Genomic DNA, 23,512 nt, shown 5'->3' with positions numbered 1-23,512 from the left:
TCAGGCGAGGACACGCCACTGAGGGCGCTCTAAACGTTCAGGTGGAGGCGCAGCAAGGTGCTCCGGGGGATACCCCGTAACCAGGGACGGGCTGACTGGCGACGCCAGCTTCACATCCCCTGACAAGACCGAGAAGCACCCGGCATGACAGGACGCGCAATCAGGATCGCCACCCAGGGTCTTGGCCGGATCAGGGCTGGCATCCTTGCCGTCGGCCGCCTTGTGCTGATGCGCATGGTGGCCGAAGTGCTTGGCCGCAGCTCCGGTTTCATGCTGGCAATAACTGGCCACTGCCGCCCAACTGAATTGAAGCGGCAAGAACACCAGCAAGACGAGGGCCAGCCATTTGCGCATAGGGGTAACAGTGTAGCAGCTACAGGCTTTACTTTGCCACTCCTCGCTGCTTGGGTTTTCTCAGAGCCCCGTGCGCGTAGCGTGCCTCCTCTCAGGTTCATCCTGCATCAAATCAGAGCCGCTTCGATATTCGGCGAGTTGTGGCCGCTTTGACGACTGGGGCGACACGAGGGGGCGCCACAGCGCAGGGTACGGGCAGCAGCAGGTCAACCGCCGGAGTACATTTCGAGCCGCGCACGTCGAGCTTCTGGTGATTCGCTGCGCATCTCATCGAGAACCTGCTGGCGCGTCTTCGGCGCTTCGGAACTCTTGATGGGCAACGGTGCTCCACGTTGCAGTATCGCCAGCGTACCGTCCTTACGGGCGGCCTCGACTTCGGCCATCACCTGGGCGCGTGTCTTGGTACTCTGGAAGTGATCCGGGTGGTACGTGAAGCCCTCCTCGGTGGGGGCCGGGTGCCACATCGAACTGGCCTGGGCCGTCAGGGGGAGTGCCGTAGCCAGGATGATCGCCTTCAAGGCAGCAAGATGGGTCAGTTTCATTTCATGGTCCTTTCCATTGCTAAGTGCAGATAATCGATATGCCCGAAGCCATGAGGACAATGTAAGAACCGGCACAGAACGGGAGTAAAACGTGCAGATGACAATTTGGACAGGTTGCGAGAGGCCGCAGCGGGAACGCTGCGCATGAAGCTGCTGATCGTTGAAGACGAAGCCAAGCTCGCGGACTATCTTCGCAAGGGTCTCTCTGAAGAGGGCTATGTGATCGATGTGGCTGCCAACGGCATTGATGGCCTCCACATGGCCTCCCACGGCCACTACGACCTGATCGTCCTCGACACCATGCTGCCGGGCATTGATGGCTTCGGCTTGCTGGCCGCGCTGCGGCAGAGCAAGCAGACGCCGGTGATCATGTTGACGGCCCGCCATCGCATCGAGGATCGCGTACGCGGACTGAAGGCGGGAGCGGACGACTACCTCGTTAAGCCGTTCGCCTTTTCCGAACTGGTGGCACGCATTGAGGTGCTGCTGCGCCGCGCTGCTGGTACTGCACCCGCGCCTGATGCGCTGGTGCTGTGCCTTGGGGACTTGCAAGTGGACCTGGCGAGGCGGCGCGCTACTCGGGCCGGCCAGCGCATCGACCTGTCCGCAAAGGAGTTCCAACTGCTGACGCTGCTCTTGCGCCGCAAGGGCGAGGTTCTGTCACGTACTGAAATCGCGGAGCAAGTATGGGACGTGAACTTCGATCACGGTACCAACGTGATCGACGTCGCTGTGCGTCGCCTTCGGAGCAAGCTCGACCTGCCCTTCGAGCGCCCACTGCTGCACACCGTCCGTGGCATGGGCTACGTACTCGAAGATCGGCAACCGTGAGACCCAGGCGTGCCGGATCGCTGGGGCGGCGGCTTGCCCGCTGGCTCGCACTTCTCACCCTGGTCGGGCTGGCCTTGACCTGTCTGGGCATTTACACCGTCACCGCACTGAGCTTCAAAGAGCGGCAGATGGACACGCTGCGGCAACAGCAGATCCAGGTGAACCATCTCATTGCTGAGGCAGCAGGGTTGGGAAGCGGTACGCTTGCACACAAGCTTGACGATGGCATGGTCGGCCGACAGGACATGAAATTGATCCTGACCCGTGCCGACGGCAGCGTCATCTATGCCAGCGCCGGCATTCCAGTGCATCACCGCGTGATCGACATGCGATTCGAGGCTACGACCGGCACTCCCCCCATCCAGGCGGTGCTGAGTCTTGATGTCAGCGAGGACGATCGTGTGCTAGAGCGTCTAGCCCGCACGCTCGTCGCCGCCGCACTCGCTGGCGCAGTGGTGATTGCTGTTGGCGGATTTACGCTGGTGCAGATCGGGCTGCGTCCAGTGCGCGACCTCTCGGCTCAGATCCAGGCGCTGGAGGCCGATACTCTGCACCGGCTTCTGGATGGCTCCGCTCAACCCGACGAACTGGCTCCGCTGGTGGCCCACGTCAACGAATTGCTGAAGCGTCTGCACAAAGCCTACGAACAACTGGAAGCCTTCAATGCTGACGTTGCGCATGAACTGTTCACGCCGTTGGCGACGTTGATGGGGGGCACCGAAGTCGCTTTGCGCAAAGCACGCGATGCCGACACGCTGCGGGATGTGTTGGGCTCGCACCTCGAAGATATCCAGCGCATGTCGATGATCGTGCAGGACATGCTCTTCTTGTCGCAAGCCGACCGAGGAGCTGAAGCCCGCCGCGAGCATGTCGCCAGTCTGGCCGGCGTTGCGCGCGCGGTGGTGGAATTGCACGAGGCGGCCATTGAGGAAGCCGGGCTGAAAGTTCGTATCAATGGTGATGCCACTGGCTTGGCCGACGTGCGCCTATTGCAGCGCGCATTGTCCAACCTGATCGGCAACGCAACCCGGCACGCGCATCCGCACAGCACCGTTGTCGTGCAAATCGACCGACTGGATGGTGAGATCGCCCTGCGGGTGATGAACGAAGGGCCGACGATCTCAGCCGAGCATTTGCCCAATCTGTTCAACCGCTTCTACCGGGCAGATGCAGCGCGGTCGGATGCCGCCCGCAATCATGGACTGGGCTTGGCCATCGTGGCCGCCATCGCCCGCATGCACGGAGGGCGGACTATGGTCGATTCGAGCAACGGCGTCACATCTATCGGGCTCGCGGTGCCTACCCCGAACACGCAATAGTTCAACGGGTCGCGCCCTACCAACAGGCTGGCCTACTAGCCAATTACTTCTTCTAGCAGGAGAAGCGCCAGAAAGCCGACAAAGAACATCGCCGTCACCCAGGGACGATCTGGCGTTTCGTGCGCTTCGACCAACAGTTCTTCGGTCACGAGGTAGAGCAACGCAATCAGACCAAACGCGAAGAAGCCAGTCAGAAGAGGGTTGGGCAACAGCGCCACCGGCGCTCCAAGCAAGGCCCCGATCGGCAGCAAGAGCACGAGCGCGGACGTAATCCAAATGACCTTGGCACGAGAACGAACGCTCTCGCCGAGTTCCGTCGCCACCGTCAATCCCAGGAACAGAACCTCAATGGTCAGGGCGATGGTCAGAAGCAAGCCGACCTTTGGGCCAGCCGCAAACCCGATACCAAGCACCAAGCCATCAATCAGGATGTCGATGCCGATCACGGTCAGGAGACCGGCTGGCCCCTTCGCCAATGCTTCCAGATGCTTCACCAGCAGCATGGTGGCGACGCCGATTCCGCCGCCGATCATCGTCGCCAAAGGTGAGGCGCGGTGCATGATGTCGGGCAAAATTTCGCCGGCCGCCGCCGCGAACACGACGCCAGCGGCAAAGTGCTGAATCGCACTGACCAGTGTTGGCCCCGGCCGCACGTTCACCGCGACCGTAGCTCCGATGATGGCGGCCGCTGCCGGAATCAAGGTGTAGATCCAGGCCGAGATCACCATGATTCAAGTTACTGCGTTGCCGCACTGAGCGCAGAATTTCGCGCCGATGGGAATGACGCTACTGCACTTCTTACACGATGCTGGCACCAGCGATGTCCCGCACTGGCCGCAAAAGCGGGAGCCTTGCGGATTGATCGTTTTGCATTGCGGGCATGGGATGCCACTGGCCGAAGGCGTTGGATTGCGCCCCCAATCATGACCGCTGGAGCTGCCGCGGCCGTGGCTATTGCCATGCCCGTGGGAACTGCCATGCCCTCCGCTGTCTCCGCCAAAAATTCGACCTAAGATTCCCATTTTCAAACTCCGTATTCCGTTTTATCGACCCGCCCGCTGTCTGAGCAGCCTCAGTCCGTTGAAGACCACCAGCAAGCTCGCCCCCATGTCGGCGAACACGGCCATCCACATGGAGGCATCGTCGAAGACGGCCAGCAACAGGAAAACCGCCTTGATGCCCAGCGCGAGCACGATGTTCTGCCACAGCACGGCGTGGGTGCGCTTGGACAGTCGGATCGTTTCGGGTAGTCGGCGCAGGTCGTCATTCATGACCACCACATCGGCAGCCTCCATCGCGGTGTGGGTGCCAGCGCCGCCCATAGCGAAGCCGATGTCAGCCTTCGCCAGCGCGGGGGCGTCGTTGATGCCGTCGCCGGTCATCGCCGTGACGCCCAAGCGCTGCTGAAGCTCTCCGATGGCCTGCAACTTGTCCTCGGGCAGCAGGTTGCCACGCACCTCGGCGATGCCCGCCTGGGTGCCGACGGTTTGCGCCGTCGCCAGGTTATCGCCCGTCAACATCACCGGCGTCACGCCCAATGCCTTCAGGTCGGCCACGGCCTGCGCGGATGAGGATTTAATGGTGTCGGCTACTGCACAGATGGCCATGACCCGTTCGCTGCTGGCCAACAACGTGACGGTGCGGCCAGCTTGCTCATGCACTGCAAGGCGGGCTTCGAGGTCAGCCGAACACTGCCCGCGCTCTTCAATCCAGCGGTGGTTAGCCAGCACATAGGTATGGCCGTCGATCACCCCCTGCACGCCGCGCCCGGCAACAGCCTGAAACTCATCCACTTCTTGCGTGGCGGACGACACGCCGTCCGCAATGGCCTTGGACACTGGATGATCCGACCGCGCTGCGAGGCTCTTGGCCAACCCCTCCAGGGCTTGCTGGCCGAGTCCTGTGTCCACGGGCTCGAAAGCCACCAGCTTGGGCTTGCCTTCGGTGATGGTGCCGGTCTTGTCCAGCGCCACGGCCTTGATCTTGCGCGCCTCTTCCAGGTACACACCACCTTTGATCAGGATGCCTCGCCGCGCCCCAGCGGCCAAACCGCTGACGACGGTGACGGGCGTGGAAATCACCAAGGCGCAAGGGCAGGCGATGACCAGCAGCACCAGGGCCTTGTAGGCGGCCTGCGTCCAGGTCAGCCCCATGAGCCAGGGCGCCAACAACGCAACGGCAACGGCCAGGACGAACACCGCAGGCGTGTAGACGGCGGCGAAGCGATCCACGAAACGCTGCGTGGGCGCACGGGAAGACTGGGCCTGCTCAACGGCGTGGATGATCCGCGCCAGCGTGCTGTCGGACGCGGGGGCCGTGACACGGATTTCCAACGCCGCAGCCTGATTGATGGTGCCGGCGAAGACTTCATCGCCGGGGCTCTTGTCCACCGGCAAGCTTTCGCCGGTCACGGGGGACTGGTCAATAGCGCTCTGACCTAGGCTCACGATGCCATCCAGCGGAACGCGCTCGCCGGGGCGAATACGCACGGTCGTGCCCACGGTGACTTCCTTGACTCCCATGCGCACCCAATTGCCATCGTCTTGACGCACTTCAGCTTGCTCCGGCGCGAGCGCCAGCAGGCTCTTGATGGCGCCGCGCGCCCGATCCACGGCGCGGGCCTCAATGGCTTCCGCAATCGCATACAGGGCCATCACCATCGCCGCTTCGGGCCACTGGCCGATCAGGAAAGCGCCGGTCACGGCCACGGTCATCAGGGCATTGATGTTCAAGCGGCCCTGCCGCAGTGCAGCCAGCCCTTTGCCGTAAACCGAGAAACCCGACAGCGCGATGGCCGCCGCGGCCAGCGCCATTCCCAGCGCCTTGACAGGTACGCTGTCTGGAAAGGCGAATGCCAAGCCCTCGGCCGCCACAGCCAACCCAAGGGCGCCCAGCGATTTGCCCCATCTCGTCCAGAAGCCCGTTGGCGAGGCAACCGCAGCAGCCGACGAGCCTGTGTCGCCAAGAGGTTCCGGCTTGAAGCCTGCCTTGCGGATTGCGTCCAGCGCCTGCTGCAAGACAGGATCATCGGCGGCAATGGCCAACTCGCGTTCGCCCAGATTGAATTGCAGGCTACGAATTCCCGCCATGCCGTCCAACGCCCGGCGGATTTCCGACTCCTCCGAGGCACAGTCCATATTCGCAATGCGGAAGCGCTGGACATTCTTCGCGCCGAGGGGTTCTGGCTTGAAACCCGCTTTGCGGATCGCTTCCAGGGCCTGGGGCAGCGCGTGGTCATCGGCGGCAATGGCAAGCTCTCGATCCCCCAGGTTGAATCGCAGGCTGCGAATCCCCGCCATGCCTTCCAGCGCCCGGCGGATTTCCGACTCCTCCGAGGCACAGTCCATGTTCGCTATGCGAAAGCGTTGCGGCTCGATAGTCGTTCCATCAGACGCTGTTGGCTCGGGCACCGCAGGCACTGTTGCACAGCCACTCCCGCAGCAGGCAGGGTCAGCGTGTTGGCGTTGGCGGGCAGAGTTCATGAAATTCTCCTTTTCAGGCAAATTGGAAACCCTGTACCCACTACAGAGTCAAGCTCCTACAATGAGCCTTGGAGAAAAAACCCGCGACCGCTCAAGATGAAGCTATGAAAATCGGCGAACTGGCTAAGGCCGCACATACCCAGGTAGAGACGATCCGGTACTACGAGCGTGAAGGCTTGCTACCAGAAACGGCCCGTACAGATGGCAACTACCGCATGTACGCAGAAGAACACGTTGACCGACTGTCCTTCATCCGGCACTGCCGGGGTTTGGACATGACACTGGATGAAATCCGGGTTCTATTGCGCTTCAAGGATGCTCCGCACGAGAACTGCGCCCAGGTGAATGACCTGCTCGACGAGCACATAGACCATGTGGCTACTCGCATCAAGGAATTGAAAGCGCTGGAACGACAACTCAAGACCTTGCGGGAAAGCTGCCGGGAATCCCAGCAGGCCAGTCAGTGCGGCATCTTGACCGAACTGTCCTCAGCATCGCGCCAGGTGCACGAGCCAGCAACGCGCAGGGGTCATGTTCATGGGGCGCATAGCCTCAAGTGACTAGCTCAAAGAAACTCCAAGCCGACGCCCGATTTCCCATGAGGCCGCTCCGCCACGCACCGTCGCCGCAAGCTGCTGCCCCAGTCGCTGCTCGATCGCTGGCTTCCACGGCACCAAGCTGAACCCCATGCCGTCGTCCAGCATCGCGTACCGTCCGCTGGCGAGCATCACGCTCCGGCGGTAGATGCCAGCCACGCGCTGCCCGTCCGCCGTCGGGCGGTGTTCCAAGCCAGTTTCCGCAGCGATGTCCTTGGCGACCTGCGCCAGTTCTCGATTGCGCAGCGTGCCCAGCAGGTTGCGCGCCAGGATCACGCGCTGCCCGCGCCGCTCGGCCAGTCCCTGTTCGGCCAGGAAGTCGGCGCGCTGCTGCATCGCCTGTTTGGTCTCGCTGCCAAAACCCAGGTCACCCAGCCCCGAGCCGCCGCCGATCAACTGCTGGTCGAGCCAGGTGGCCCCGATCACGCGGGCCTGCCGCTCGATGGGCAAGTGCGATTTCAGTTCTGCCGCCACGCCGCCCAGGCGCTGCGCGTCGTACTGGCGGCCACGCTCGGGCAGGTCGTCCGGCACCTTCCATAGCCCCTCGGCCACACGTTCCACGATGCCTGCCCGGCGCAAGGCTTCCAGTCGGCGGACGTGGGTGGCTACCACCTCTTGCGGATCACGGCCCGGTACGGCCTGACCCTGGGCGATCGCAAGGTGATGGTCGGTGCGGTACAGGCCATCGCTCGCCAACGCGGCGATGTTGCGGTCGGCCGCGCGCACGTCGGCCGATCCCTTCACCTCCACCACGGCGCCCATGGGATAGTTCGCCAGCTCGTCGCGGGCGTTGAGCGCGACGTAGTGGGCCTTGCCGTCCACGCCGTCGATGACCAGATAGCCCCGGTCGTGCAGCTCGTCGGCCAGCCCCTTCGCGACCACGCGACCGAGAATGGTTCGGCCATCGTCTCCCGGCTCGAACACCGCCAGCTCGCGGGGCTCGCCGCGCATGGCCCGCTGCATGGTGCGGATGATGTCGCCACGCTCGCCCAGGGCGCGCAGCGTCTTTTCGGCATCGGAATGGACAGCCCAGGTGCCGGGCTGCATCTCGTCGGCCAGACCCAGGCGCTGCAAGCGTTGCAGCCGGCCGATCAGCAGCAGGCGCTGGCGTTGCAGCCGCGGTTCGTTGAACCGTTCGATCTGCACTCGGACATCCTCGCCGGCTTCGCGTTGCAGCGTGCGATCCAGGCTTGTCCATCGCTCCTGCTCTACCTCGCGCTGCAAGGTCTGCTGGATCTCCAGCTCGGTGCGTGGCCCCAGCCATTCGGTCGCCAGTTCAGCGGCGCGATGGCGGAAGCCATCGGCGATATAGTCGCCAGCGATGATGAGGTCTTTGCCGGTGTCGTCGCGCCCGCGCACGACGATGTGCGTGTGCGGGTTGTCGGTGTTCCAGTGGTTGACGGCCACCCAATCAAGGCCGGTGCCCAGGTCGGCTTCCATGCGGCCCATCAGGTGCCGCGTGTAGGTGCGCAGGTCTTCCAGCTCGGCGCCGTCCTCGGGCGAGAGGATGAAGCGGAAATGGTGCCGGTCATCGGCGCAGCGTTCCTTGAAGGCGTCGAGGTCGGCGGCATCGGTCTGCGGCCCGTAGGCTTGGCCCGGCTCGCCATCGCGGCCCACGCCATCGCGCTCGATGTAGCGCAGGTGCTTGGCGAGCGACTGCGGGCTGACCTGGCGCTGGTTGACCAGCAGGATCTTGATGGTCACGCGCCGCGACATGGGCGTCAGCTTCGCCCCGGCGAAGCGCGCCGCCGTGTGGCCGCGCCCCAGGCGCGAGCCGGGCCGCTGGCCAGTGCCCCTCCCGGTGCCCCCAGCCGTCCCAAGACGGCGCACTGAGGATTTGCCGCTGCTGGCCTTGCCTGCCTGCTTGAGCACCTTGGAGACAAAGCACTGGCCCCGGTTCTTCGGGGCGCCGGGACGCACCCGAAAATCGTCGTCGCGGCGGTCGGTCATGGCCGCGCTCCCTGCAAGCTATGGCGTGTCCGGTCGTGCGAAGCACGCGGACATGCCTGCATCGGCGCGGGCCTCGCGCCCCACGCGGCACGGCGGCGTAGCCGCTGCGTGCCGCGCCACCCCCACGTGCAGACTGGCTTTGCGGGCCGACAGGTGCCGCACCCTTTTGTCTTGCCTTCCGCCTTTGCCCCTCGCCGGCGCTCCGGGCAGCGGCGGCCCGGCGGCGCTGCGCGAGCAGCCAGCGCGCCGGCGAACGCGCGAACAAGCGCGATGAGGGCCGCAGGCCGGGCGCGTTCGAGGCAAGACGCCTGCACATGGGACGGCTGCGCCGGAGGCAGCGTGAAGTGCGGTAAGAATGCACCCGCACTGCACGCGCGACGACACGCCGACGAACAGCAGAACGTCACGCCCGATGGCACGACAAGATGCACGGCAACGTGCAGCGAGTCGGCGGCCATCATGGGCGGGACTCCAGCCAGACCGGATGCGCGACGCCGATCACGGCAGATGCGCTGACCGGCCCGAAATACCGGCCGTCGAACGACGCCGGGTTGGTCACACTCAAGAGGAACAGTTCCCCGGCTTCGAGGCGACGGCATTGCTGCCAGGATGGCAGCGGCCGGCCCCAGCGGTCAGCGGGCAGCACGGCGGCCGAAGGCACGCCGTCGATGCGGACGACGCGGCCAGTGATGCACACCTCCTGCGGCGCGACGGCGCCCACGCGCTTGAGCAGCGGCACGCGCGCCGGCAGGTAGCCGCGCTGCGCGGCCAGCGCGGCGGCGTCTGGCGGAAGTGTGGTCAGGACGATGCTGCCCACGGACAAGGGACGTGGCAGCGAGCCGGTGCCGTGGCCCAGCGGATCGACGCGATACCAGCCGACCGCCACGCTGTCGGACGGGTTGTAGATCAGGCGCGGCAGCGGATGCACGAAGGACGCTCAGGCCAGCGCAGCCAGGCCGCAGGCGGACAGGCCCGCCAGCACGAGGCGAGCGCGCAGGCGCGAGCGAGGACGCGGCGGAATGCCGTCTGCGCCGGCAGCGGCGGATGGAAGTGTCATGGCAGCGCCCTCCCGGTCAGCCAGGCGGCGTGCCGCTCGGTGGTGTATTCGGGCAGCGGCAGACGCGCGGCGAGCCGATTGGCGAGCGTGCGCCAGTAAGCGGGCGAGACAGCGGCGGGCGTGATGCCCAACGCCTCGATGGCGTCGATGCGCTCCAGCACGGCGCGCACCTGGCTCTCGCCCTCGGCGTGCAGCAGCAGGCGTGCGCCGGGCTGCACACCGGGAATGCGCTGCGCCGCATCGAGCGGCGTGCAAGCCTGCATGACCATGAGCTGCCAGCGCACGGTGCCATAGTCGTTGGCCTGCCAGCGGATGCGGCAGAACATGGCACCCGGCAAGAACACGGCGCAGCGGCGCCAGCGGTCGAGCTGGTGCGTGCGCGCAGGTTCACCGAAGCGCAGGTAGAGCTTGAAGAGCGGTTCGATGTAGGCCAGTGCCACGCGCGTCAGCGGCGCGCTGGCAGACTGGCCGGATGGTGCTGCGAGCGCGGCCGTGACCGCGCCAGCGGCAGGTGAAGCGGATGCGGTCATGGCGTGTTCTCCCTGCGGTGTTCTGGAAACTCGCGCTCCAGCAGGCCGCGCAGCAGATCGGCCACCGTCACGCCTTGACCGAAGGCGGCGATCTTGATGCGAGCGCGTAGCGCGGGCGTCACGTCTAGGGTCAGGCGAGCGGTGTAGAGGTCGCCTTTGTTGAGCGCATCGGCGTTGCCCTGGCGAATCCACGCCTCGGCGTGCGGATTCGCGGGCGGACGCGCGCCGATGCCGACGCGCTTGGCCGTGCGTCTGCTGTTCGGTGGCGGCTTCGCTGTCATGTCGGCCACCGCAACAGTTCATCCACCAGCGCGGTGATTTCGCGGGCGGCGGTGCTGTCGGGCGCCGTTTCGCGTGCAAGCCGGCCAGCGGCCACGCTGTCGGCGAACACGATGCGCTGATGCACTTCCGCGCGCAGCGCAGGAAGCGGCTGGTCGGCGAGCGCCTGGCGTGCTTCGCGCCCGATGACGGTGGTGCTGACGCGCCGATTGATGACGAAGGCCGCGCGCAGCGCAGGCCGAAAGACTTGCGCCTCGCGGATCAGCGCCACCATCTCGGCGCTGGCCCACAGGTCGTAGGGGCTGGGCTGCACGGGGATCAGCACGCGCTCGGCCGCCAGCAGCGCGGAGCGCGCCAGTGCCGCGATGCGTGGCGGGCCGTCGATGATGACGTGATCGGCCCGCCTGGCGAGTTCTGGCGCCTCTTGGTGCAGCGTTTCGCGTGCGAGGCCCAAGGCGCTGAACAGCCGTGGCAAGCCTTGCTGGCTTCTGCGCTGTGTCCAGTCCAGCGATGAACCTTGCGGGTCGGCGTCCAGCAGGACGACGTGCTGGCCGCGCATCGCCAGCTCGCCGGCGATGTGCGTGGCGAGCGTGGTCTTGCCCACGCCGCCTTTCTGGTTGAGCAGAGCGACGATCATGGCGCGGCCCTCCGTGTTGGAAAGCCGGGCTTTTGCTGCTGCGCTTGTGGCCGAGTGATGGTTGTCCACCGTGGCGCGGCGCTTCTACTACCAGTTAGAGGTTTTAAGTTAGGGAAGTTAGAGGGGCCGCAAACCCGCGCCGTTATTGGCTTTGCGGCCGATTCGTACTCCTGATAGCACGATAGCCGTACTCCCGATAGCACGACACCTCGTACTCCTGATAGCACGAGCCCGTCCACAAGTTGCGCACCGTTTATCCCCGTGCCGTGTATGGCACGGGCCGAAAGGTCAGCAGCTCGGCGCCGTTGTCCGGCATCCGCTCGATGCCCAGGGCGTAGCCCGGCAGCGACTGCCGCGCGACCAGCGTGCGCAGGTCGTAGGCGAAGTCCGAGAAGCGCGTAGCGCTGCCCGATTTCCGATACAGGTGTCGGAAATCGAACTGCCAGCCGCCCGGCTGTCGGCCACCGTGCTTGCGCACCAGCCGGTACAGCCAGCGCTCGATGCCGCCCGTCAGCCGGAAATACGCCGGGTCGATGGTCAGCACCAGGGCGGCGTCCACGACGCCGGCATAGAACCAGTCCGGCAAGATCAGCTCCAGCCCCAAGGGCGTGCCCTTGGCATCGGCCAGTTCCTTCCACTCGTTGATCCACGAGAAGCGATGCAGGCGCCGTCCGGTCGTCTCGCGGATCGACGTGGCCACCGTGGTCGATTGCAGCCGGTCGAGGGCGGCCTTGAGGCGCTGGTAGTCGCGCAGCGACGTACCGCGCCCGATGAACCGCAGGATCTCGTAGGGCGTGGCCTGCATCAGCCGCGACGAGCGGAAGCCCGCGTCGCGGGCTTCCACGATCTGCGAGGCCGCCCATATCAGCACGTCCGCGTCCCAAATCGTGGCGATGCCATGCTCGGCCGTGCCTTCCACGCGGATCGTGACGTTCCCCGCCCGGAAGTCGATCGGCGCGACGCGCCGCGACTTCGCCAGCGAGAAGAACGGAAAGGCCATCAAGTCCTGGCTGTCGCGCGGCGCCATGTCGCCGGGCAAGGCGCGGAACAGGTCGAGCTGTTCGCGCTCTTGCAACGGCCGCTGCCGGGACGGCAGCGCAGGGCTGGACATGGCGATGGCCTCCCGCGCTCCAGTGGTCAGCGCGCACGGCTGTCGGCCGAGTGGTGCTCGGCGTATTCGGGATCGGAAGTCGTCTCGAAGCTGCGGTCGGCGGCCCAGGCATCGAGGTCGGCCACGGCGTACATGACGCGCCGGCCGAACTTGCGAAAGCGCGGGCCGCCGCCGATCACGCGCTGCTTTTCCAGCGTGCGCGGCGACAGGCGCAGGTATTCGGCGGCTTCGTCGTTGGTCAGATAGCGTTGGGGCTGCGCGGCAGCAGTTGAGACAGCGGCGGCAGGCCGCAAAGGAGCGGGACGCATGAGATGAACCTCCATCGGTTGCAAAGCTCCGGCCACACAGCGCAACCGGATGGAAGCCAGTCTCAGAAAACGAAGCTGCTCTGCTCAGGGACGTTTTGCGTCTCCATCAAAACGGCCCTTCTCAGGCGGCGGAAGCTGTGCTAATCGGCGATAGCCGCCGCGCATCAATTCATCGCCACGCCGTACCAGGCGGCGCACCTTCGAGCGCAGCCCGCCGTCGCTGTACCAATCGGCCACGGCGTCCATGCCGAACAAGCCTTCGCCGACCTCGCGCAAGGACGCGCCCGCCAGGGTCGCGTCGAGCGCCTGCAGGGTATGCAGTTCCAGCAGCGCGGAAGGTGTTGGCCTGGGCTTGGCATCGACCAGGGCCGCACCGGGTGCTTGGCTGCGCGCAGGCGCTGCAGCACCGCCGCGGTGGGCATAGGCGACAGCCATGCCGTCTTCCAGTCCAGGCGCGAGCGCGAAGCGCAGGCAACGGCCTGGGCTGCGCGCGATCAACGCCAGCCCTTTGCCGTCGTGGAGCAACTGCTTGTGGCCGGGGATGCGCCAGAACGCGAAAGCGGCGGCATCCTGTGGCGGGTCAGCGTCGGGATAGAGCTGCACTACGGCTGCATGGCCAGGCAGCCAAGCCGGATGCGCGTCGCGTGCATCCAGTATCGGGTCTTCCAGCAGGCGCAAGCCCCAGCGGTGCGCCGCTTCCTGTGCCGCCTGTGGCCGACGGTGACAGCGCAGCCAGTCGAGCCGGTAGTCGGGATGCCTGCGCAGGTATTCCCAAGCCAGTGCGAGCGCATCCAGCCACAAGACGTATAGGTATGCCGCAGTTGGATACCAATGCACGACGTGATGGGGATCGACCATGACGCAACCTCCCGCGAACAGGACTCGCCGCCACGGCAGGGCTACGCGCTACATCGCCATCGTCAGAACGTCATGGGTTAAAAAGTGGATTGGGGCTGTCAAGACCGATTGGCTCCGATGCGTTGCGGTATTCGTCTCAATGCTGCGGCGGCAGCGCCCCGATGTGGGGCGCCATACAAGCCAGCCTGCCGCAGCCCGCGCCGGGCATCATGTCTATTTGGATCAGATTGGTGCGGCTACGCCGCAAGAATCTCGATTGAGACCTATCTGGTATGACACCAGACTGAGAAAGCCACAGTAGGCTGTGTTCAGTCCGGGATGGCCCCGTCGCGCTCGGCCAGCCGGGTGTATTCCGACAGCGTGCGCGTGGGGCGGAAATAGAGGTCGCGCATCACGGGCTGCTGATGCGGCCCGACGATGCCAGCCAGCTCGGACAGCTTGACGGTTCCTTGCGCCGGCATTCCGATTCCCAGGTCGATGAGGCCCCAGGCGGTGTCGCCATCGGCGGGATCGAGCGCAGCCAGCAGCCAGGTCACATGCGCGTCCGGCGTGAACAGCCGCACCACGGGCACCGGGTCGATGGCCCGGCCAGCGGCGCGGGCCTCGCCGTTGGCGAGCAGTTGCGCGCGCTCCGGGACGGTGGCGAGTGGCTGGGGCATGGTCGGCAATCCCACAAATCCAATGATGCACGGATGCGGTTTCACGCCCAAGCGCAGAACCGCCAAACCGGATTTACGCCTTCGTGCGCAAGCGCGGATGCGCTTGCGTGGCTTTGCTGGAACCCGCCGATGCGGATTTCCGTAAAGGCACAAAAACGTAGAACACCAAATGAACACTATAGATTGTAGCTCTATAGGACGCAATGGGCTGTCATCTTGGTTTTTCGAGGGAAACCATAGGTGGCGGCTGGGAACTCATTGGCGAAGGCGTTGAAGACAGTTAGAAAGGCCCGTGGCTTGAGCCAGGAAGCCTTCTCTGACGTGTCCAGCCGTACCTATATGAGTACCCTCGAACGCGACCTGAAAAGCCCGACCTTGAACAAGCTGGCCGAGCTGTGCGAGGTGATGGAGATCCACCCGCTCACACTGCTGACGCTGGCCTATGCGGGCAATAGCCCGCACAAGGCCGACGAACTGCTGGCGCAGGTGCGCCAGGAGCTGGAGGCGGTGTTGAAGGAACGCGACGCGGCGAAGCCGCGCGCGTGACGTTGTGATGTGCTGCGACCAGCAGCACAGCGCCCCGCCGCGATGGGCGGGGCGCTGCGGCGGTCACGCCGCCTGGGGCTTGCTGCGCGACCAGATAAGGTCGTGCGTGCCGTCCTCGCCTTCGATCAGGCGGGCATAGACCGGAGCCGGGAACGAAGGATCGTCGAGGGTCACGGACAGGTAATCGCGCCCGGCCTCGCTTGTCTTCTTCCACGCCGCGCCGATGTCGTGGCCGGCGGCCTGGAGGCGGAAGTCGGGGGCGTTCTCGCTGCTGCCCTTGTCGTTGGGAACCAGCTTGGCCTTGACGTTGAGTGTCAGGGTGCGAAGCGTGCCGGTGAAGCCGTCTTTGTCTGCGGTGAAGGTGCCGATGTTGGCCATGATGTTTTCTCCTTTCGGTTGAACAAGGTTCGCGCCCATCGCGTCCTTGTTGTGATCCGGCCGGCAGGGGACGGGCTGGCCGCACCGCTTGCGGTCGAAACGCAGTGGAGAGCCGGGAGGCGAAGAGAATTTGCTGCGCGAGGAAGCCGTGCAGCGGCGGGGAAATTGTTTTCGCCGGACGGTTGCAGCCATGAAGCCCGAGGCGCAGCCGCGCCACCGCCAGGATTCACAACGAGACAAGGACGCCTTGGGCCGAACCGCTCCGAAAGGAGATGGGGCCGGCTCGGCATCCCCGCTCGAAGGCTTCTCCGGCTCGCCCGCTGACGCGGGCGAGGTCAACCCCGCAACGACAGGCGAGAACGCCTCCACCACACCTTGCGGCGCCGGTCTTGAGGCGTGGCGTGGAAGCTCCATAGCGATGCCGGGCGGGTTGTCCGTGAACCGTCCTTCGTGACGTGATGGGCAGGAACCGCCAGCGTTGAGGACGGCACGCACCTGCACAACCTGCCGCAGCAAGCGCCAGCGTGTTCGCCAGCGCCCCGTTCATCGCGGCGGGGCGCTGGACGGGCCGATCCGGCGCAGCCGGTTCGGCCACATCGAGGGGCGCCAAGCTGCGCGCGGCGGGGATAGCCCGCAGGGCTTTCCCCTGGAGGCAAGCGAAGCGCGCAGCGCCGCAGGCGCGAAGGCGTGAGCAACTGTCTTGAAAGTCAAGCCTCGCAAGCGCGCAGGCTCCATTCAATTGAAGCGTTTTGCCAATGATTCAATAAATGTTGTATTATCGAATCATGAACGAGACCCAAGCCATTTCCGCCCTCGGCGCCCTGGCCCATACCCAGCGGCTGCGCGTGTTCCGCGCCCTGGTGGTCGCCGGCCCCGAAGGGCTGACACCCAGCGTCCTCGCCGACCAGCTCGACGTGGCCCGCAACTCCCTGTCCTTCCACCTGAAAGAACTGGCCCATGCCGGCCTGGTCACCATCGAGCAGCAGGGCCGCAACCTGATCTACCGCGCCGACTTCACCCAGATGAATGGGCTGCTCGGCTATCTGACCGAGCACTGCTGCCAGGGCGGCGCGTGCGAGGTCACCGAATCCTCCTCTGCCTGTACTTCCTGCTGAAAGGATCACCCCCATGAAGCGCTTTCACGTCCACCTGCACGTCGATGACCTGAACCGCAGCATCGGCTTCTATTCCCAACTGTTCGCCGCGCAGCCCGCGCGCGTCGAAGGCGACTACGCCAAATGGATGCTCGAAGACCCGCCGGTCAACTTCGCCATCTCCACACGTGGCAACAAGCCGGGCATCGACCACCTGGGTATCCAGACCGACGATGCCGAGGAATTGGCGGTGCTGAAGGCCCGCGCCGAGGCGGCCGACATGACGCTGCTGGACGAGGGCACCACGACCTGCTGCTACGCGCGCAGCGAGAAGCACTGGATCACCGATCCGCAGGGCGTGGCCTGGGAGCACTTCCACACGCTGGGCAACATTCCGGTCTTTAACGAAGCGGCGCCTGCAGCGACTTCCGCCGCAGCGTGCTGTACCCCGGTGCGCGGCAAGCCGGTGGGCGTTGCGGTGAAGCCGGCTTCCTCCTGCTGCTGATGTGAGATACCCATGACCACCGACAAGACCTACAACGCCCTGTTCATCTGCACGGGTAACTCGGCCCGCTCCATCCTGGCCGAAGGCATCCTCAATGAATTGGGCCAGGGGCGCTTTCGCGCCTACTCGGCGGGCAGCCACCCCAAGGGCGAAGTCCACCCACTGGCGCTCGCCACGCTGGAGCGGCTGCACATGCCGACCGCCGGCTACCGCAGCAAGAACTGGGACGAGTTCGCGGCGCCCGGTGCGCCGGAGCTGGATTTCATCTTCACGGTCTGCGACAACGCCGCCGGCGAGGTCTGCCCCGTGTGGCCGGGACGCCCGATGTCGGCGCATTGGGGTGTGCCTGATCCCGCAGCCGTCGAGGGCACCGACGAACAGAAGCGCAAGGCATTCACGGATGCGGCGCTGACCTTGCGCCGGCGCATCGAGCTATTCCTGTCGCTGCCGATGCAACGCCTGGATGCCATGTCGCTGCAGCACGAGCTGCGCAGCATCGGCACGAAGTGAGGTCTGCGCGATGAGTGTTGGAACCCAAACGGCCAGCCGCGTGCCGGCCGCCCCCACCATGAGCGTCTTCGAGCGCTACCTGAGCGTGTGGGTACTGCTGTGCATCGTCGCCGGTATCGCGCTCGGCCAGTTCGCGCCCAGCGTGTTCCATGCCATCGGCCGCATGGAGATCGCGCAGGTCAACCTGCCGGTGGGCCTGCTGATCTGGGTGATGATCATTCCCATGCTGCTCAAGGTGGACTTCGGCGCTCTCGGCCAAGTCAAGCAGCATTGGCGCGGCATCGGCGTGACGCTGTTCGTCAACTGGGCCGTCAAACCCTTCTCGATGGCGCTACTCGCCTGGATCTTCATCCGCCAGGTCTTCGCGCAGTGGCTGCCCTCCGACCAGCTCGACAGCTATGTCGCGGGCCTGATCCTGCTGGCCGCCGCACCCTGCACGGCAATGGTGTTCGTCTGGAGCCGGCTGACCGGGGGCGATCCTGTGTTCACGCTGTCGCAGGTGGCGCTGAACGACACCATCATGGTCTTCGCCTTCGCCCCAATCGTGGGCCTGCTACTGGGCTTATCGTCCATTACGGTGCCGTGGGACACCTTACTGGTATCGGTCGGACTGTACATCGTGATTCCGGTCATCCTGGCCCAGCTCTGGCGCCGCGCGTTGCTGAGCAAGGGCCAAGCCGCCTTCGACCGGGCGCTGGAGCGCATCGGCCCTCTGTCGATCGCGGCGCTGCTGCTCACGCTGGTGCTGCTGTTCGCCTTCCAGGGCGAGGCCATCATCCGCCAGCCGCTGGTGATCGCCATGTTGGCGGTGCCGATCCTGATCCAGGTGTTCTTCAACTCCGGGTTGGCCTACTGGCTCAACCGTCGGCTGGGCGAGCAGCACAACATTGCCTGTCCCTCGGCGCTGATTGGTGCCTCCAACTTCTTCGAGCTGGCCGTGGCCGCCGCCATCAGCCTGTTCGGCTTCCAGTCCGGCGCGGCGTTGGCCACCGTGGTCGGCGTGCTGATCGAGGTACCCGTGATGCTGCTGGTCGTGCGCGTGGTCAACCGCTCGCGCGGCTGGTACGAATGCGGCCCGAACTCCGCCACCCGATAACCAACCAGGTCACTCCCATGAGCACCGTCACGATCTACCACAATCCCGACTGCGGCACCTCGCGCAACGTGCTGGCCCTGATCCGCAACAGCGGCGAGGAGCCCACGGTCATCGAGTACCTGAAGACCCCGCCCGATCGGGCGACGCTGATGGTGCTGATCGCCGCAATGGGCGTATCGGCGCGCGCCGTGCTGCGCGAGAAAGGCACGCCCTATGCCGAACTGGGCCTGGGCGACCCGCAGTGGGGCGATGACCGGTTGATCGACTTCATGCTCCAGCATCCCATCCTCATCAACCGGCCCATTGTGGTCACGCCGCTGGGCACGCGCCTGTGCCGGCCTTCGGAGGCCGTGCTGGACATCCTGCCGCAGCCGCAGCGCGGCGCGTTCCGCAAGGAAGACGGCGAAGCCGTTGTGGATGCGGAGGGTCGCAGGGTCTGAGACCTCCCGCACAAGCGGCAGGCAATCTGAAGTGAGGCTGGTATTATCGAATTTCGTTATCGATATTCGATATGAAAGAGAAACCTACTCCACGTGCCATGGAGCACCACGACCTGCTGTCGGGGTTGATCCGCCTGCATGTGCTGCACCACGCAGCCGAGCAGGAGATCTACGGGCAATGGATGATCGGCGAGCTGGCCCACCACGGCTACCGCCTCTCCCCCGGAACGCTGTACCCGATGCTGCACAAGATGGAGCGCGACGGCTACCTCGTCTCCCGCCAGGAGCGTGAAGGGCGCACCGTGCGCAAGCTCTACACGATCACGCCCAAGGGCAAGGAAGGCTTGGCGCTGGCCAAGGACCGCATCCGGGAGTTCACCGGGGAGGCGATGCACAAATGACAGATTCCACCAACACCTTGCAGCATGAGGCCGCTGCCGCGCGCGGCTCACCCGTCGAAGTCTTCGGCGCCTTCCTCAAGCTGGGGCTGACCTCCTTCGGCGGGCCGATCGCGCATCTGGGCTATTTCCGCTCGGAGTTCGTCGAGCGTCGCCGCTGGCTGGATGACCGCAGCTACTCCGATCTGGTCGCCCTGTGCCAGTTCCTGCCGGGGCCGGCCAGCAGCCAGGTCGGTATGGCGCTGGGGTTGGGCCGCGCGGGCTGGCTGGGGCTGCTGGCGGCCTGGGCCGGATTCACCTTGCCATCGGCGATTGCGCTGATCCTGTTCGCCTTTGGCATCGCCGAGTACCAGGGGCTGGCCCAGTCCGGCTGGGTGCACGGGCTCAAGGTCGTCGCCGTGGCCATCGTGGCGCAAGCGGTCTGGGGGATGGCCAAGTCGTTGTGCCCGGACCGGCCGCGCGCCGCGCTGGCCATTCTGGCGGCGCTGCTGACCATGGTCCTGCCCTCGGCCGCGGGACAGCTTGCCGCCATCGCGGTGGCAGGGCTGCTGGGCTGGTGGACATTGAAGATCGCGCAACCCGGCGGCGGCCACGCCCACAGCTACCCCGTCTCGCGCAAGCTGGGCATCGTGGCGCTGCTGCTGTTTGCCGCACCGCTCGTCGGGCTGCCCCTGTGGGCGGCAGCCACGGACTCGTCCACGATAGCCCTGCTGGAAGGGGTGTACCGCTCCGGTGCACTGGTCTTCGGCGGTGGACACGTTGTGCTGCCGCTGCTGCAGGCCTCGGTGGTGCCCAGCGGCGTCGTGAGCAATGCCGACTTCCTGGCCGGCTACGGTGCGGCGCAGGCCGTGCCGGGGCCGCTGTTCACTTTCTCGGCCTACCTCGGCGCGGTCGCCCACGGACCGCTGCATGGCTGGATCGGCGGGCTGGCACTCCTGGGCACGATCTTCCTCCCCGCTTTTTTCATGCTGGTCGGTGCACTGCCGTTCTGGGAAGGGCTGCGCCACCGCGCGGGCATCCAGACGGCCATGGCCGGCATCAACGCCGGCGTGGTCGGTATTCTGGTGTCCGCCCTCTATGACCCGGTATGGACGAGTGCCATCCACAGCAAGGCGGATTTTGGGCTGGCGCTGCTCTCGTTCGGACTGCTGACGGTGGGGCGCGTGCCGCCGGCGCTCGTGGTGCTGTTAGCCGGGCTGGTGGGCTGGGTCATGGCGATGGGCGTCTGAATCTCATGTGGCACACCCTGACCATCCAGCTCCGACACGAAACCGCCGACGACATTGCCGCCATCGAAGCGGTCACGACCGCCGCCTTCGCTGATGCACCACACACCAGCCACACCGAGCAATTCATCGTGCGCGCCTTGCGTGCCGCCAACGAACTGACGCTTTCCATCGTGGCCGAAGAACATGGGCGCGTCGTCGGTCACGTCGCGCTGTCGCCAGTAACGATCACCCATGAGCACAGGCGAAAGACCGAGGGCTGGTATGGGTTGGGGCCGATCTCCGTCCTGCCGCCAAGGCAGGGGCGAGGCATCGGTTCGCGCCTGATGGAACAGGCGCTGTCTGAACTGCGGGCTATGCAGGCCGCAGGCTGCGTGCTGCTGGGAGATCCAACGTACTACACGCGCTTTGGCTTCCAGGCCCATGCGGGCTTGCAACTGCCGGGCGTGCCGCCCGGCTATTTCATGGCGCTGGCCCTGCATGGGACAGTGCCGGAAGGCATCGCGCACTACAGCGATGCCTTCAACGCCGCCGCCTGAGCCAGCGCGAAGGCGGCGGCGTTTTAATTCGGCTATTGGCCTTGAACACCGGGCGCGGCCACTGTCGCACCCGGATTTCGCGTCCACCGCGCCCAGGGCGGAACGGCCTGGGCGCGGTGCTGATCGCGGTTATTCCTTCGTCTCGATGCGCCACCACACAAAGCGAAGCGCCCCGGTCGAGGCCGGGGCGCTTGCCTTCGGCGCGGGTCAAGCGGCCAGTGCCTCGGCGGGTTCATCCGCCATTGCCTCGGTATCCTCCGGGGCGTCCTGCTCCGGGCCTTCTTCCTGCGCGGCCTCCTGCGGGCCTTCGGCCTTGAAGATGGCGGGCATCCAGCCGGTGCCATCGGCCAGCCGCTCGGCCTCGCTGGCAATGTCGGCCTTCTTGAGCTTCGCCAGCCGGGTGACGAATTCCGGTGCAAACGCGCCCACGGCATCCAGAATCACGGCCTTGGAAACGTGCTTGAAGTAGCCTTCTGCGGTCGGCTTCCACCATGCGGCCATGTCGAGGGCCACGGCCTGCGCCAGTTCCTTGCCGGGCTGGTGCGGCGTGGCACGGGGCGTCACCACGTCCACCGTGGAAGCCACGCACACGGCCAGCAGCCGCACCAGTTCGTCTTGCGACTTCGCCAGCAGCGCGGCGAACAGTTCGGCGCTGTGCTCCGGCAAGGCTTCACCGGCTACCTGTTGCAGTTCGCGCAGCGCCACGGCGGCAGGCGATTCCGGCCAGTCCGGGGCCATGTCTTCCAGCCGGTCTTGCGCCGTGAGGCGCACGCCGAGTGGCAGTCCATCGCCGTAGGCGTCGGGCTGCAAGACCTTCTGCACCATGCCATGCACCAGCGCGGCCAGCGCGACCTGCGGATGCCGGGCGACTTCGATTTGCAGCGCGGCGGTGCGGTGCGCGCTCAACCGCTGCGCCAGCCGGTCGGACAGGCTCGCGGCCTTGGGCTGCTCGGCGTCCTCGCCTTCGTCGTCGTTCCCGGCTTCGCCTTCCGCGCCGCCGAAACCCTGCCGCAAGCGTTCCAGCGTGCGCAGCGCCTTGGCTTCTGCCTCGCGCAGCAGCCCGCGATGAATCACGGGTTCGCCGCTGCGGTCGAGGGTGACGATGGCACCGGCCACGGCGCACACGTCCTGGGCGTAGCCCTGCAAGGCTTCCTCCACGGCTTGCAGTTCCCCGGCAACCTGTTCGCGGCGCGGTTCCAGCGCTTCGGTCTTGTCCTCGTCCTCGGCGTCGTAGGCGTCTTCCAGTTCGGCGTCGATCTTGTCGAGGCGGGTTTGCAGCGAAGCGATGCGGCGGGCTTCGCGGGCGTTCGGTTCGCGGCGCTGGCGCGGTGCGTTCTGGAACGCCTGCCGTTCGGCGTAGCTCATGTGCGGCACGGCTTCCACCCACGCCCAACCCTCGGCGCGCACGTCCCCGGCCAGCGCATCCAGCTTGCCGCGCACCAGCGTTTCCAGCAGCGCGGCGTCGGTCAGGTAGGTTCCGGCATCGCCTTCCGCGAACAGGTCGCGGCGGATGCCACCGCCCGCCGCCGTGTAGGTGTCCAGCCCGGCGAAGCGCACCAGCGGATGCGTGGCGTCGATTTCGCGTTCGGTCAGGCGTTCGCGCAGCGCGGACGCGCCACGCTGCCATTCGGGCGCACCGTAGAACGCGGCTTCCTGCGCGGCATGGTCGTCGGTGATGGTCAGGGCCATCAACTGTTCCAGCGTGACGGCTCCGGCCCGGTAGTCGGCCAGCAGGCGCGGCGAGACGTTGGCCAGCTTCAAGCGGCGCTGCACCACCAGCGGGGACACGCCGAAGTCGGCGGCAATGTCTTCGATGGGGCGGCCTTCCTTGACCAGTGCGGCGAACGCCTCGAACTGGTCGGCGGGGTGCATCTGCTCGCGCAGCAGATTTTCCGCGAGGCTGACGGTACGGGCCGAAGCATCCGGCACCAGCAGGCAAGGCACCTCAAAATCGGCGGCGATGCGCTTCTTCTTCGCCAGCAGCTTCAACGCAGTCAGTCGGCGGTCGCCGGCCACCACTTCGTACTGCTCGCCATCGGCGGCGAGGATGACGACGAGATTTTGCAGCAAGCCGATGCGGGCGATGCTCGCGGCCAGTTCGGGAATGGACAGGCGCGGGGTCTTGCGTGCGTTGCGCTTGGAACGGCGCGGCAGCAACTGCGAGAGCGGAACCAAAATCAGGTTCTTGGTCGGGTCGGCCACTTCTAGCGGCGCGGCGGTTTCGATGGCGTGGGTTTCGGTTTGGGTAACGGCGTTCATGGTGATAA

Annotated in this window: 28 protein-coding genes; 12 read left to right on the top strand and 16 right to left on the bottom strand. The window is 65.8% G+C overall.

What is annotated here, in order from left to right; all coding sequences use genetic code 11:
- Positions 1–354 carry a hypothetical protein gene (locus ABUE11_RS04455; protein WP_084217330.1) on the bottom strand — a complete coding sequence of 118 codons (354 nt, stop codon included), beginning with the start codon at positions 352–354 and terminating at the stop codon, positions 1–3.
- Positions 355–560: 206 nt separating this feature from the next.
- Positions 561–896 carry a DUF4148 domain-containing protein gene (locus ABUE11_RS04450; RefSeq protein WP_038212372.1) on the bottom strand — a complete coding sequence of 112 codons (336 nt, stop codon included), beginning with the start codon at positions 894–896 and terminating at the stop codon, positions 561–563.
- 144 nt (positions 897–1,040) lie between these two features.
- Between ABUE11_RS04450 and ABUE11_RS04445 the strand changes: the two genes are divergently transcribed.
- Entirely contained in the window at positions 1,041–1,727 is a 687-nt protein-coding gene (locus tag ABUE11_RS04445; protein ID WP_038212369.1) for a heavy metal response regulator transcription factor, read from the top strand.
- Between the two features lie 128 nt (positions 1,728–1,855).
- Positions 1,856–3,046: a heavy metal sensor histidine kinase gene (locus tag ABUE11_RS04440; RefSeq protein WP_038212367.1), complete on the top strand. Its 1,191-nt coding sequence runs from the start codon at positions 1,856–1,858 to the stop codon at positions 3,044–3,046.
- Between the two features lie 35 nt (positions 3,047–3,081).
- On the opposite strand, the gene ABUE11_RS04435 is transcribed toward ABUE11_RS04440, so the two are convergent.
- Genes ABUE11_RS04435 through ABUE11_RS04425 form a run of 3 tightly spaced genes read right to left on the bottom strand, consistent with a single transcriptional unit; the run spans position 3,082 to position 6,393 of the window.
- Entirely contained in the window at positions 3,082–3,768 is a 687-nt protein-coding gene (locus ABUE11_RS04435; RefSeq protein ID WP_348638355.1) for a transporter, read from the bottom strand.
- Positions 3,769–3,777: 9 nt separating this feature from the next.
- Entirely contained in the window at positions 3,778–4,068 is a 291-nt protein-coding gene (locus ABUE11_RS04430) for a zinc ribbon domain-containing protein (RefSeq protein WP_220638740.1), read from the bottom strand.
- 21 nt (positions 4,069–4,089) lie between these two features.
- Positions 4,090–6,393 (bottom strand): heavy metal translocating P-type ATPase, encoded by a 2,304-nt coding sequence (locus tag ABUE11_RS04425; RefSeq protein ID WP_298430572.1) that lies wholly within the window; start codon positions 6,391–6,393, stop codon positions 4,090–4,092.
- 239 nt (positions 6,394–6,632) lie between these two features.
- On the opposite strand from ABUE11_RS04425, the gene cadR reads away from it, so the two are divergent.
- Complete coding sequence (gene cadR / locus ABUE11_RS04420) at positions 6,633–7,088, top strand: Cd(II)/Pb(II)-responsive transcriptional regulator (RefSeq protein WP_013517151.1); 456 nt, start codon at positions 6,633–6,635, stop codon at positions 7,086–7,088.
- On the opposite strand, the gene ABUE11_RS04415 is transcribed toward cadR, so the two are convergent.
- From ABUE11_RS04415 to ABUE11_RS04375, 9 genes are all read right to left on the bottom strand, one after another.
- Complete coding sequence (locus tag ABUE11_RS04415) at positions 7,089–9,074, bottom strand: relaxase/mobilization nuclease and DUF3363 domain-containing protein (protein ID WP_367067852.1); 1,986 nt, start codon at positions 9,072–9,074, stop codon at positions 7,089–7,091. It abuts the gene before it with no gap.
- A gap of 457 nt (positions 9,075–9,531) precedes the next feature.
- Positions 9,532–10,002, bottom strand: a complete 471-nt coding sequence (locus ABUE11_RS04410) for a S26 family signal peptidase (protein WP_367067851.1) — start codon at positions 10,000–10,002, stop codon at positions 9,532–9,534.
- A gap of 125 nt (positions 10,003–10,127) precedes the next feature.
- On the bottom strand, positions 10,128–10,661 hold the full coding sequence (locus ABUE11_RS04405; protein WP_367067850.1) for a DUF2840 domain-containing protein: 534 nt from the start codon (positions 10,659–10,661) through the stop codon (positions 10,128–10,130).
- A complete protein-coding gene (locus ABUE11_RS04400; RefSeq protein ID WP_367067849.1) occupies positions 10,658–10,942 on the bottom strand; it encodes a chromosome partitioning protein ParB in 285 nt (94 codons plus the stop codon). Before ABUE11_RS04400 ends, ABUE11_RS04405 begins: the two co-directional genes overlap by 4 nt.
- Complete coding sequence (gene parA / locus ABUE11_RS04395; RefSeq protein ID WP_367068744.1) at positions 10,939–11,577, bottom strand: ParA family partition ATPase; 639 nt, start codon at positions 11,575–11,577, stop codon at positions 10,939–10,941. The genes ABUE11_RS04400 and parA overlap by 4 nt, the downstream gene beginning before the upstream one ends.
- A 253-nt stretch (positions 11,578–11,830) precedes the next feature.
- Positions 11,831–12,688: a replication initiator protein A gene (locus tag ABUE11_RS04390; protein ID WP_367065470.1), complete on the bottom strand. Its 858-nt coding sequence runs from the start codon at positions 12,686–12,688 to the stop codon at positions 11,831–11,833.
- Positions 12,689–12,714: 26 nt separating this feature from the next.
- On the bottom strand, positions 12,715–12,996 hold the full coding sequence (locus ABUE11_RS04385) for a helix-turn-helix domain-containing protein (protein WP_013721771.1): 282 nt from the start codon (positions 12,994–12,996) through the stop codon (positions 12,715–12,717).
- Positions 12,997–13,080: 84 nt separating this feature from the next.
- On the bottom strand, positions 13,081–13,854 hold the full coding sequence (locus ABUE11_RS04380) for a DUF2285 domain-containing protein (RefSeq protein WP_367067848.1): 774 nt from the start codon (positions 13,852–13,854) through the stop codon (positions 13,081–13,083).
- 308 nt (positions 13,855–14,162) lie between these two features.
- Positions 14,163–14,513, bottom strand: a complete 351-nt coding sequence (locus tag ABUE11_RS04375) for a DUF2958 domain-containing protein (RefSeq protein ID WP_015014849.1) — start codon at positions 14,511–14,513, stop codon at positions 14,163–14,165.
- A 240-nt stretch (positions 14,514–14,753) separates the two neighbouring features.
- On the opposite strand from ABUE11_RS04375, the gene ABUE11_RS04370 reads away from it, so the two are divergent.
- Complete coding sequence (locus tag ABUE11_RS04370) at positions 14,754–15,059, top strand: helix-turn-helix transcriptional regulator (RefSeq protein ID WP_013721774.1); 306 nt, start codon at positions 14,754–14,756, stop codon at positions 15,057–15,059.
- Positions 15,060–15,122: 63 nt separating this feature from the next.
- Here ABUE11_RS04370 and ABUE11_RS04365 read toward each other — a convergent pair whose 3' ends face one another.
- Entirely contained in the window at positions 15,123–15,437 is a 315-nt protein-coding gene (locus tag ABUE11_RS04365; RefSeq protein ID WP_015014848.1) for a DUF736 domain-containing protein, read from the bottom strand.
- 785 nt (positions 15,438–16,222) lie between these two features.
- Between ABUE11_RS04365 and ABUE11_RS04360 the strand changes: the two genes are divergently transcribed.
- The 8 genes from ABUE11_RS04360 (at position 16,223) to ABUE11_RS04325 (ending at position 21,245) form a co-directional block, all read left to right on the top strand.
- The gene (locus tag ABUE11_RS04360; RefSeq protein WP_003116799.1) at positions 16,223–16,552 is read left to right on the top strand and encodes a helix-turn-helix domain-containing protein; all 330 of its coding nucleotides are present in this window, start codon (positions 16,223–16,225) and stop codon (positions 16,550–16,552) included.
- Between the two features lie 13 nt (positions 16,553–16,565).
- The gene (locus ABUE11_RS04355) at positions 16,566–17,036 is read left to right on the top strand and encodes an ArsI/CadI family heavy metal resistance metalloenzyme (protein ID WP_003107243.1); all 471 of its coding nucleotides are present in this window, start codon (positions 16,566–16,568) and stop codon (positions 17,034–17,036) included.
- Between the two features lie 12 nt (positions 17,037–17,048).
- Positions 17,049–17,546 carry an arsenate reductase ArsC gene (locus tag ABUE11_RS04350; protein WP_013721777.1) on the top strand — a complete coding sequence of 166 codons (498 nt, stop codon included), beginning with the start codon at positions 17,049–17,051 and terminating at the stop codon, positions 17,544–17,546.
- 10 nt (positions 17,547–17,556) lie between these two features.
- Entirely contained in the window at positions 17,557–18,642 is a 1,086-nt protein-coding gene (gene arsB / locus ABUE11_RS04345) for an ACR3 family arsenite efflux transporter (RefSeq protein WP_013721778.1), read from the top strand.
- Between the two features lie 17 nt (positions 18,643–18,659).
- Positions 18,660–19,082 (top strand): arsenate reductase (glutaredoxin), encoded by a 423-nt coding sequence (arsC, locus tag ABUE11_RS04340; RefSeq protein ID WP_013721779.1) that lies wholly within the window; start codon positions 18,660–18,662, stop codon positions 19,080–19,082.
- 98 nt (positions 19,083–19,180) lie between these two features.
- Positions 19,181–19,483 carry a PadR family transcriptional regulator gene (locus tag ABUE11_RS04335; protein ID WP_366102899.1) on the top strand — a complete coding sequence of 101 codons (303 nt, stop codon included), beginning with the start codon at positions 19,181–19,183 and terminating at the stop codon, positions 19,481–19,483.
- Positions 19,480–20,709, top strand: coding sequence for a chromate efflux transporter (chrA, locus tag ABUE11_RS04330; RefSeq protein WP_003107233.1), 1,230 nt, complete (start codon positions 19,480–19,482; stop codon positions 20,707–20,709). Before ABUE11_RS04335 ends, chrA begins: the two co-directional genes overlap by 4 nt.
- A gap of 5 nt (positions 20,710–20,714) precedes the next feature.
- Positions 20,715–21,245, top strand: coding sequence for a GNAT family N-acetyltransferase (locus ABUE11_RS04325; protein WP_003107230.1), 531 nt, complete (start codon positions 20,715–20,717; stop codon positions 21,243–21,245).
- Positions 21,246–21,452: 207 nt separating this feature from the next.
- Here ABUE11_RS04325 and ABUE11_RS04320 read toward each other — a convergent pair whose 3' ends face one another.
- The gene (locus tag ABUE11_RS04320) at positions 21,453–23,504 is read right to left on the bottom strand and encodes a ParB/RepB/Spo0J family partition protein (RefSeq protein WP_367067847.1); all 2,052 of its coding nucleotides are present in this window, start codon (positions 23,502–23,504) and stop codon (positions 21,453–21,455) included.
- Between the last annotated feature and the right edge of the window lie 8 nt (positions 23,505–23,512).

It is taken from the genome of Oryzisolibacter sp. LB2S, from assembly GCF_040732315.1.
Lineage (GTDB): Bacteria > Pseudomonadota > Gammaproteobacteria > Burkholderiales > Burkholderiaceae_C > Alicycliphilus > Alicycliphilus soli.
This window is presented reverse-complemented; position numbering and strand designations above follow the sequence as displayed.

Bases quoted from the DNA above. Each gene is read 5' to 3' on its own strand.
- ABUE11_RS04390 (WP_367065470.1), bottom strand. From the start codon at position 12,688: ATGTCCAGCCCTGCGCTGCCGTCCCGGCAGCGGCCGTTGCAAGAGCGC.
- ABUE11_RS04360 (WP_003116799.1), top strand. From the start codon at position 16,223: ATGAACGAGACCCAAGCCATTTCCGCCCTCGGCGCCCTGGCCCATACC.
- ABUE11_RS04440 (WP_038212367.1), top strand. From the start codon at position 1,856: ATGGACACGCTGCGGCAACAGCAGATCCAGGTGAACCATCTCATTGCT.
- ABUE11_RS04335 (WP_366102899.1), top strand. From the start codon at position 19,181: ATGGAGCACCACGACCTGCTGTCGGGGTTGATCCGCCTGCATGTGCTG.
- ABUE11_RS04415 (WP_367067852.1), bottom strand. From the start codon at position 9,074: ATGACCGACCGCCGCGACGACGATTTTCGGGTGCGTCCCGGCGCCCCG.
- ABUE11_RS04325 (WP_003107230.1), top strand. From the start codon at position 20,715: ATGTGGCACACCCTGACCATCCAGCTCCGACACGAAACCGCCGACGAC.
- ABUE11_RS04375 (WP_015014849.1), bottom strand. From the start codon at position 14,513: ATGCCCCAGCCACTCGCCACCGTCCCGGAGCGCGCGCAACTGCTCGCC.
- ABUE11_RS04450 (WP_038212372.1), bottom strand. From the start codon at position 896: ATGAAACTGACCCATCTTGCTGCCTTGAAGGCGATCATCCTGGCTACG.
- arsB (WP_013721778.1), top strand. From the start codon at position 17,557: ATGAGTGTTGGAACCCAAACGGCCAGCCGCGTGCCGGCCGCCCCCACC.
- ABUE11_RS04455 (WP_084217330.1), bottom strand. From the start codon at position 354: ATGCGCAAATGGCTGGCCCTCGTCTTGCTGGTGTTCTTGCCGCTTCAA.
- chrA (WP_003107233.1), top strand. From the start codon at position 19,480: ATGACAGATTCCACCAACACCTTGCAGCATGAGGCCGCTGCCGCGCGC.
- ABUE11_RS04385 (WP_013721771.1), bottom strand. From the start codon at position 12,996: ATGCGTCCCGCTCCTTTGCGGCCTGCCGCCGCTGTCTCAACTGCTGCC.
- ABUE11_RS04400 (WP_367067849.1), bottom strand. From the start codon at position 10,942: ATGACAGCGAAGCCGCCACCGAACAGCAGACGCACGGCCAAGCGCGTC.
- ABUE11_RS04445 (WP_038212369.1), top strand. From the start codon at position 1,041: ATGAAGCTGCTGATCGTTGAAGACGAAGCCAAGCTCGCGGACTATCTT.
- cadR (WP_013517151.1), top strand. From the start codon at position 6,633: ATGAAAATCGGCGAACTGGCTAAGGCCGCACATACCCAGGTAGAGACG.
- ABUE11_RS04365 (WP_015014848.1), bottom strand. From the start codon at position 15,437: ATGGCCAACATCGGCACCTTCACCGCAGACAAAGACGGCTTCACCGGC.
- ABUE11_RS04425 (WP_298430572.1), bottom strand. From the start codon at position 6,393: ATGGACTGTGCCTCGGAGGAGTCGGAAATCCGCCGGGCGCTGGAAGGC.
- arsC (WP_013721779.1), top strand. From the start codon at position 18,660: ATGAGCACCGTCACGATCTACCACAATCCCGACTGCGGCACCTCGCGC.
- ABUE11_RS04430 (WP_220638740.1), bottom strand. From the start codon at position 4,068: ATGGGAATCTTAGGTCGAATTTTTGGCGGAGACAGCGGAGGGCATGGC.
- ABUE11_RS04405 (WP_367067850.1), bottom strand. From the start codon at position 10,661: ATGACCGCATCCGCTTCACCTGCCGCTGGCGCGGTCACGGCCGCGCTC.
- ABUE11_RS04320 (WP_367067847.1), bottom strand. From the start codon at position 23,504: ATGAACGCCGTTACCCAAACCGAAACCCACGCCATCGAAACCGCCGCG.
- parA (WP_367068744.1), bottom strand. From the start codon at position 11,577: ATGATCGTCGCTCTGCTCAACCAGAAAGGCGGCGTGGGCAAGACCACG.
- ABUE11_RS04355 (WP_003107243.1), top strand. From the start codon at position 16,566: ATGAAGCGCTTTCACGTCCACCTGCACGTCGATGACCTGAACCGCAGC.
- ABUE11_RS04350 (WP_013721777.1), top strand. From the start codon at position 17,049: ATGACCACCGACAAGACCTACAACGCCCTGTTCATCTGCACGGGTAAC.
- ABUE11_RS04380 (WP_367067848.1), bottom strand. From the start codon at position 13,854: ATGGTCGATCCCCATCACGTCGTGCATTGGTATCCAACTGCGGCATAC.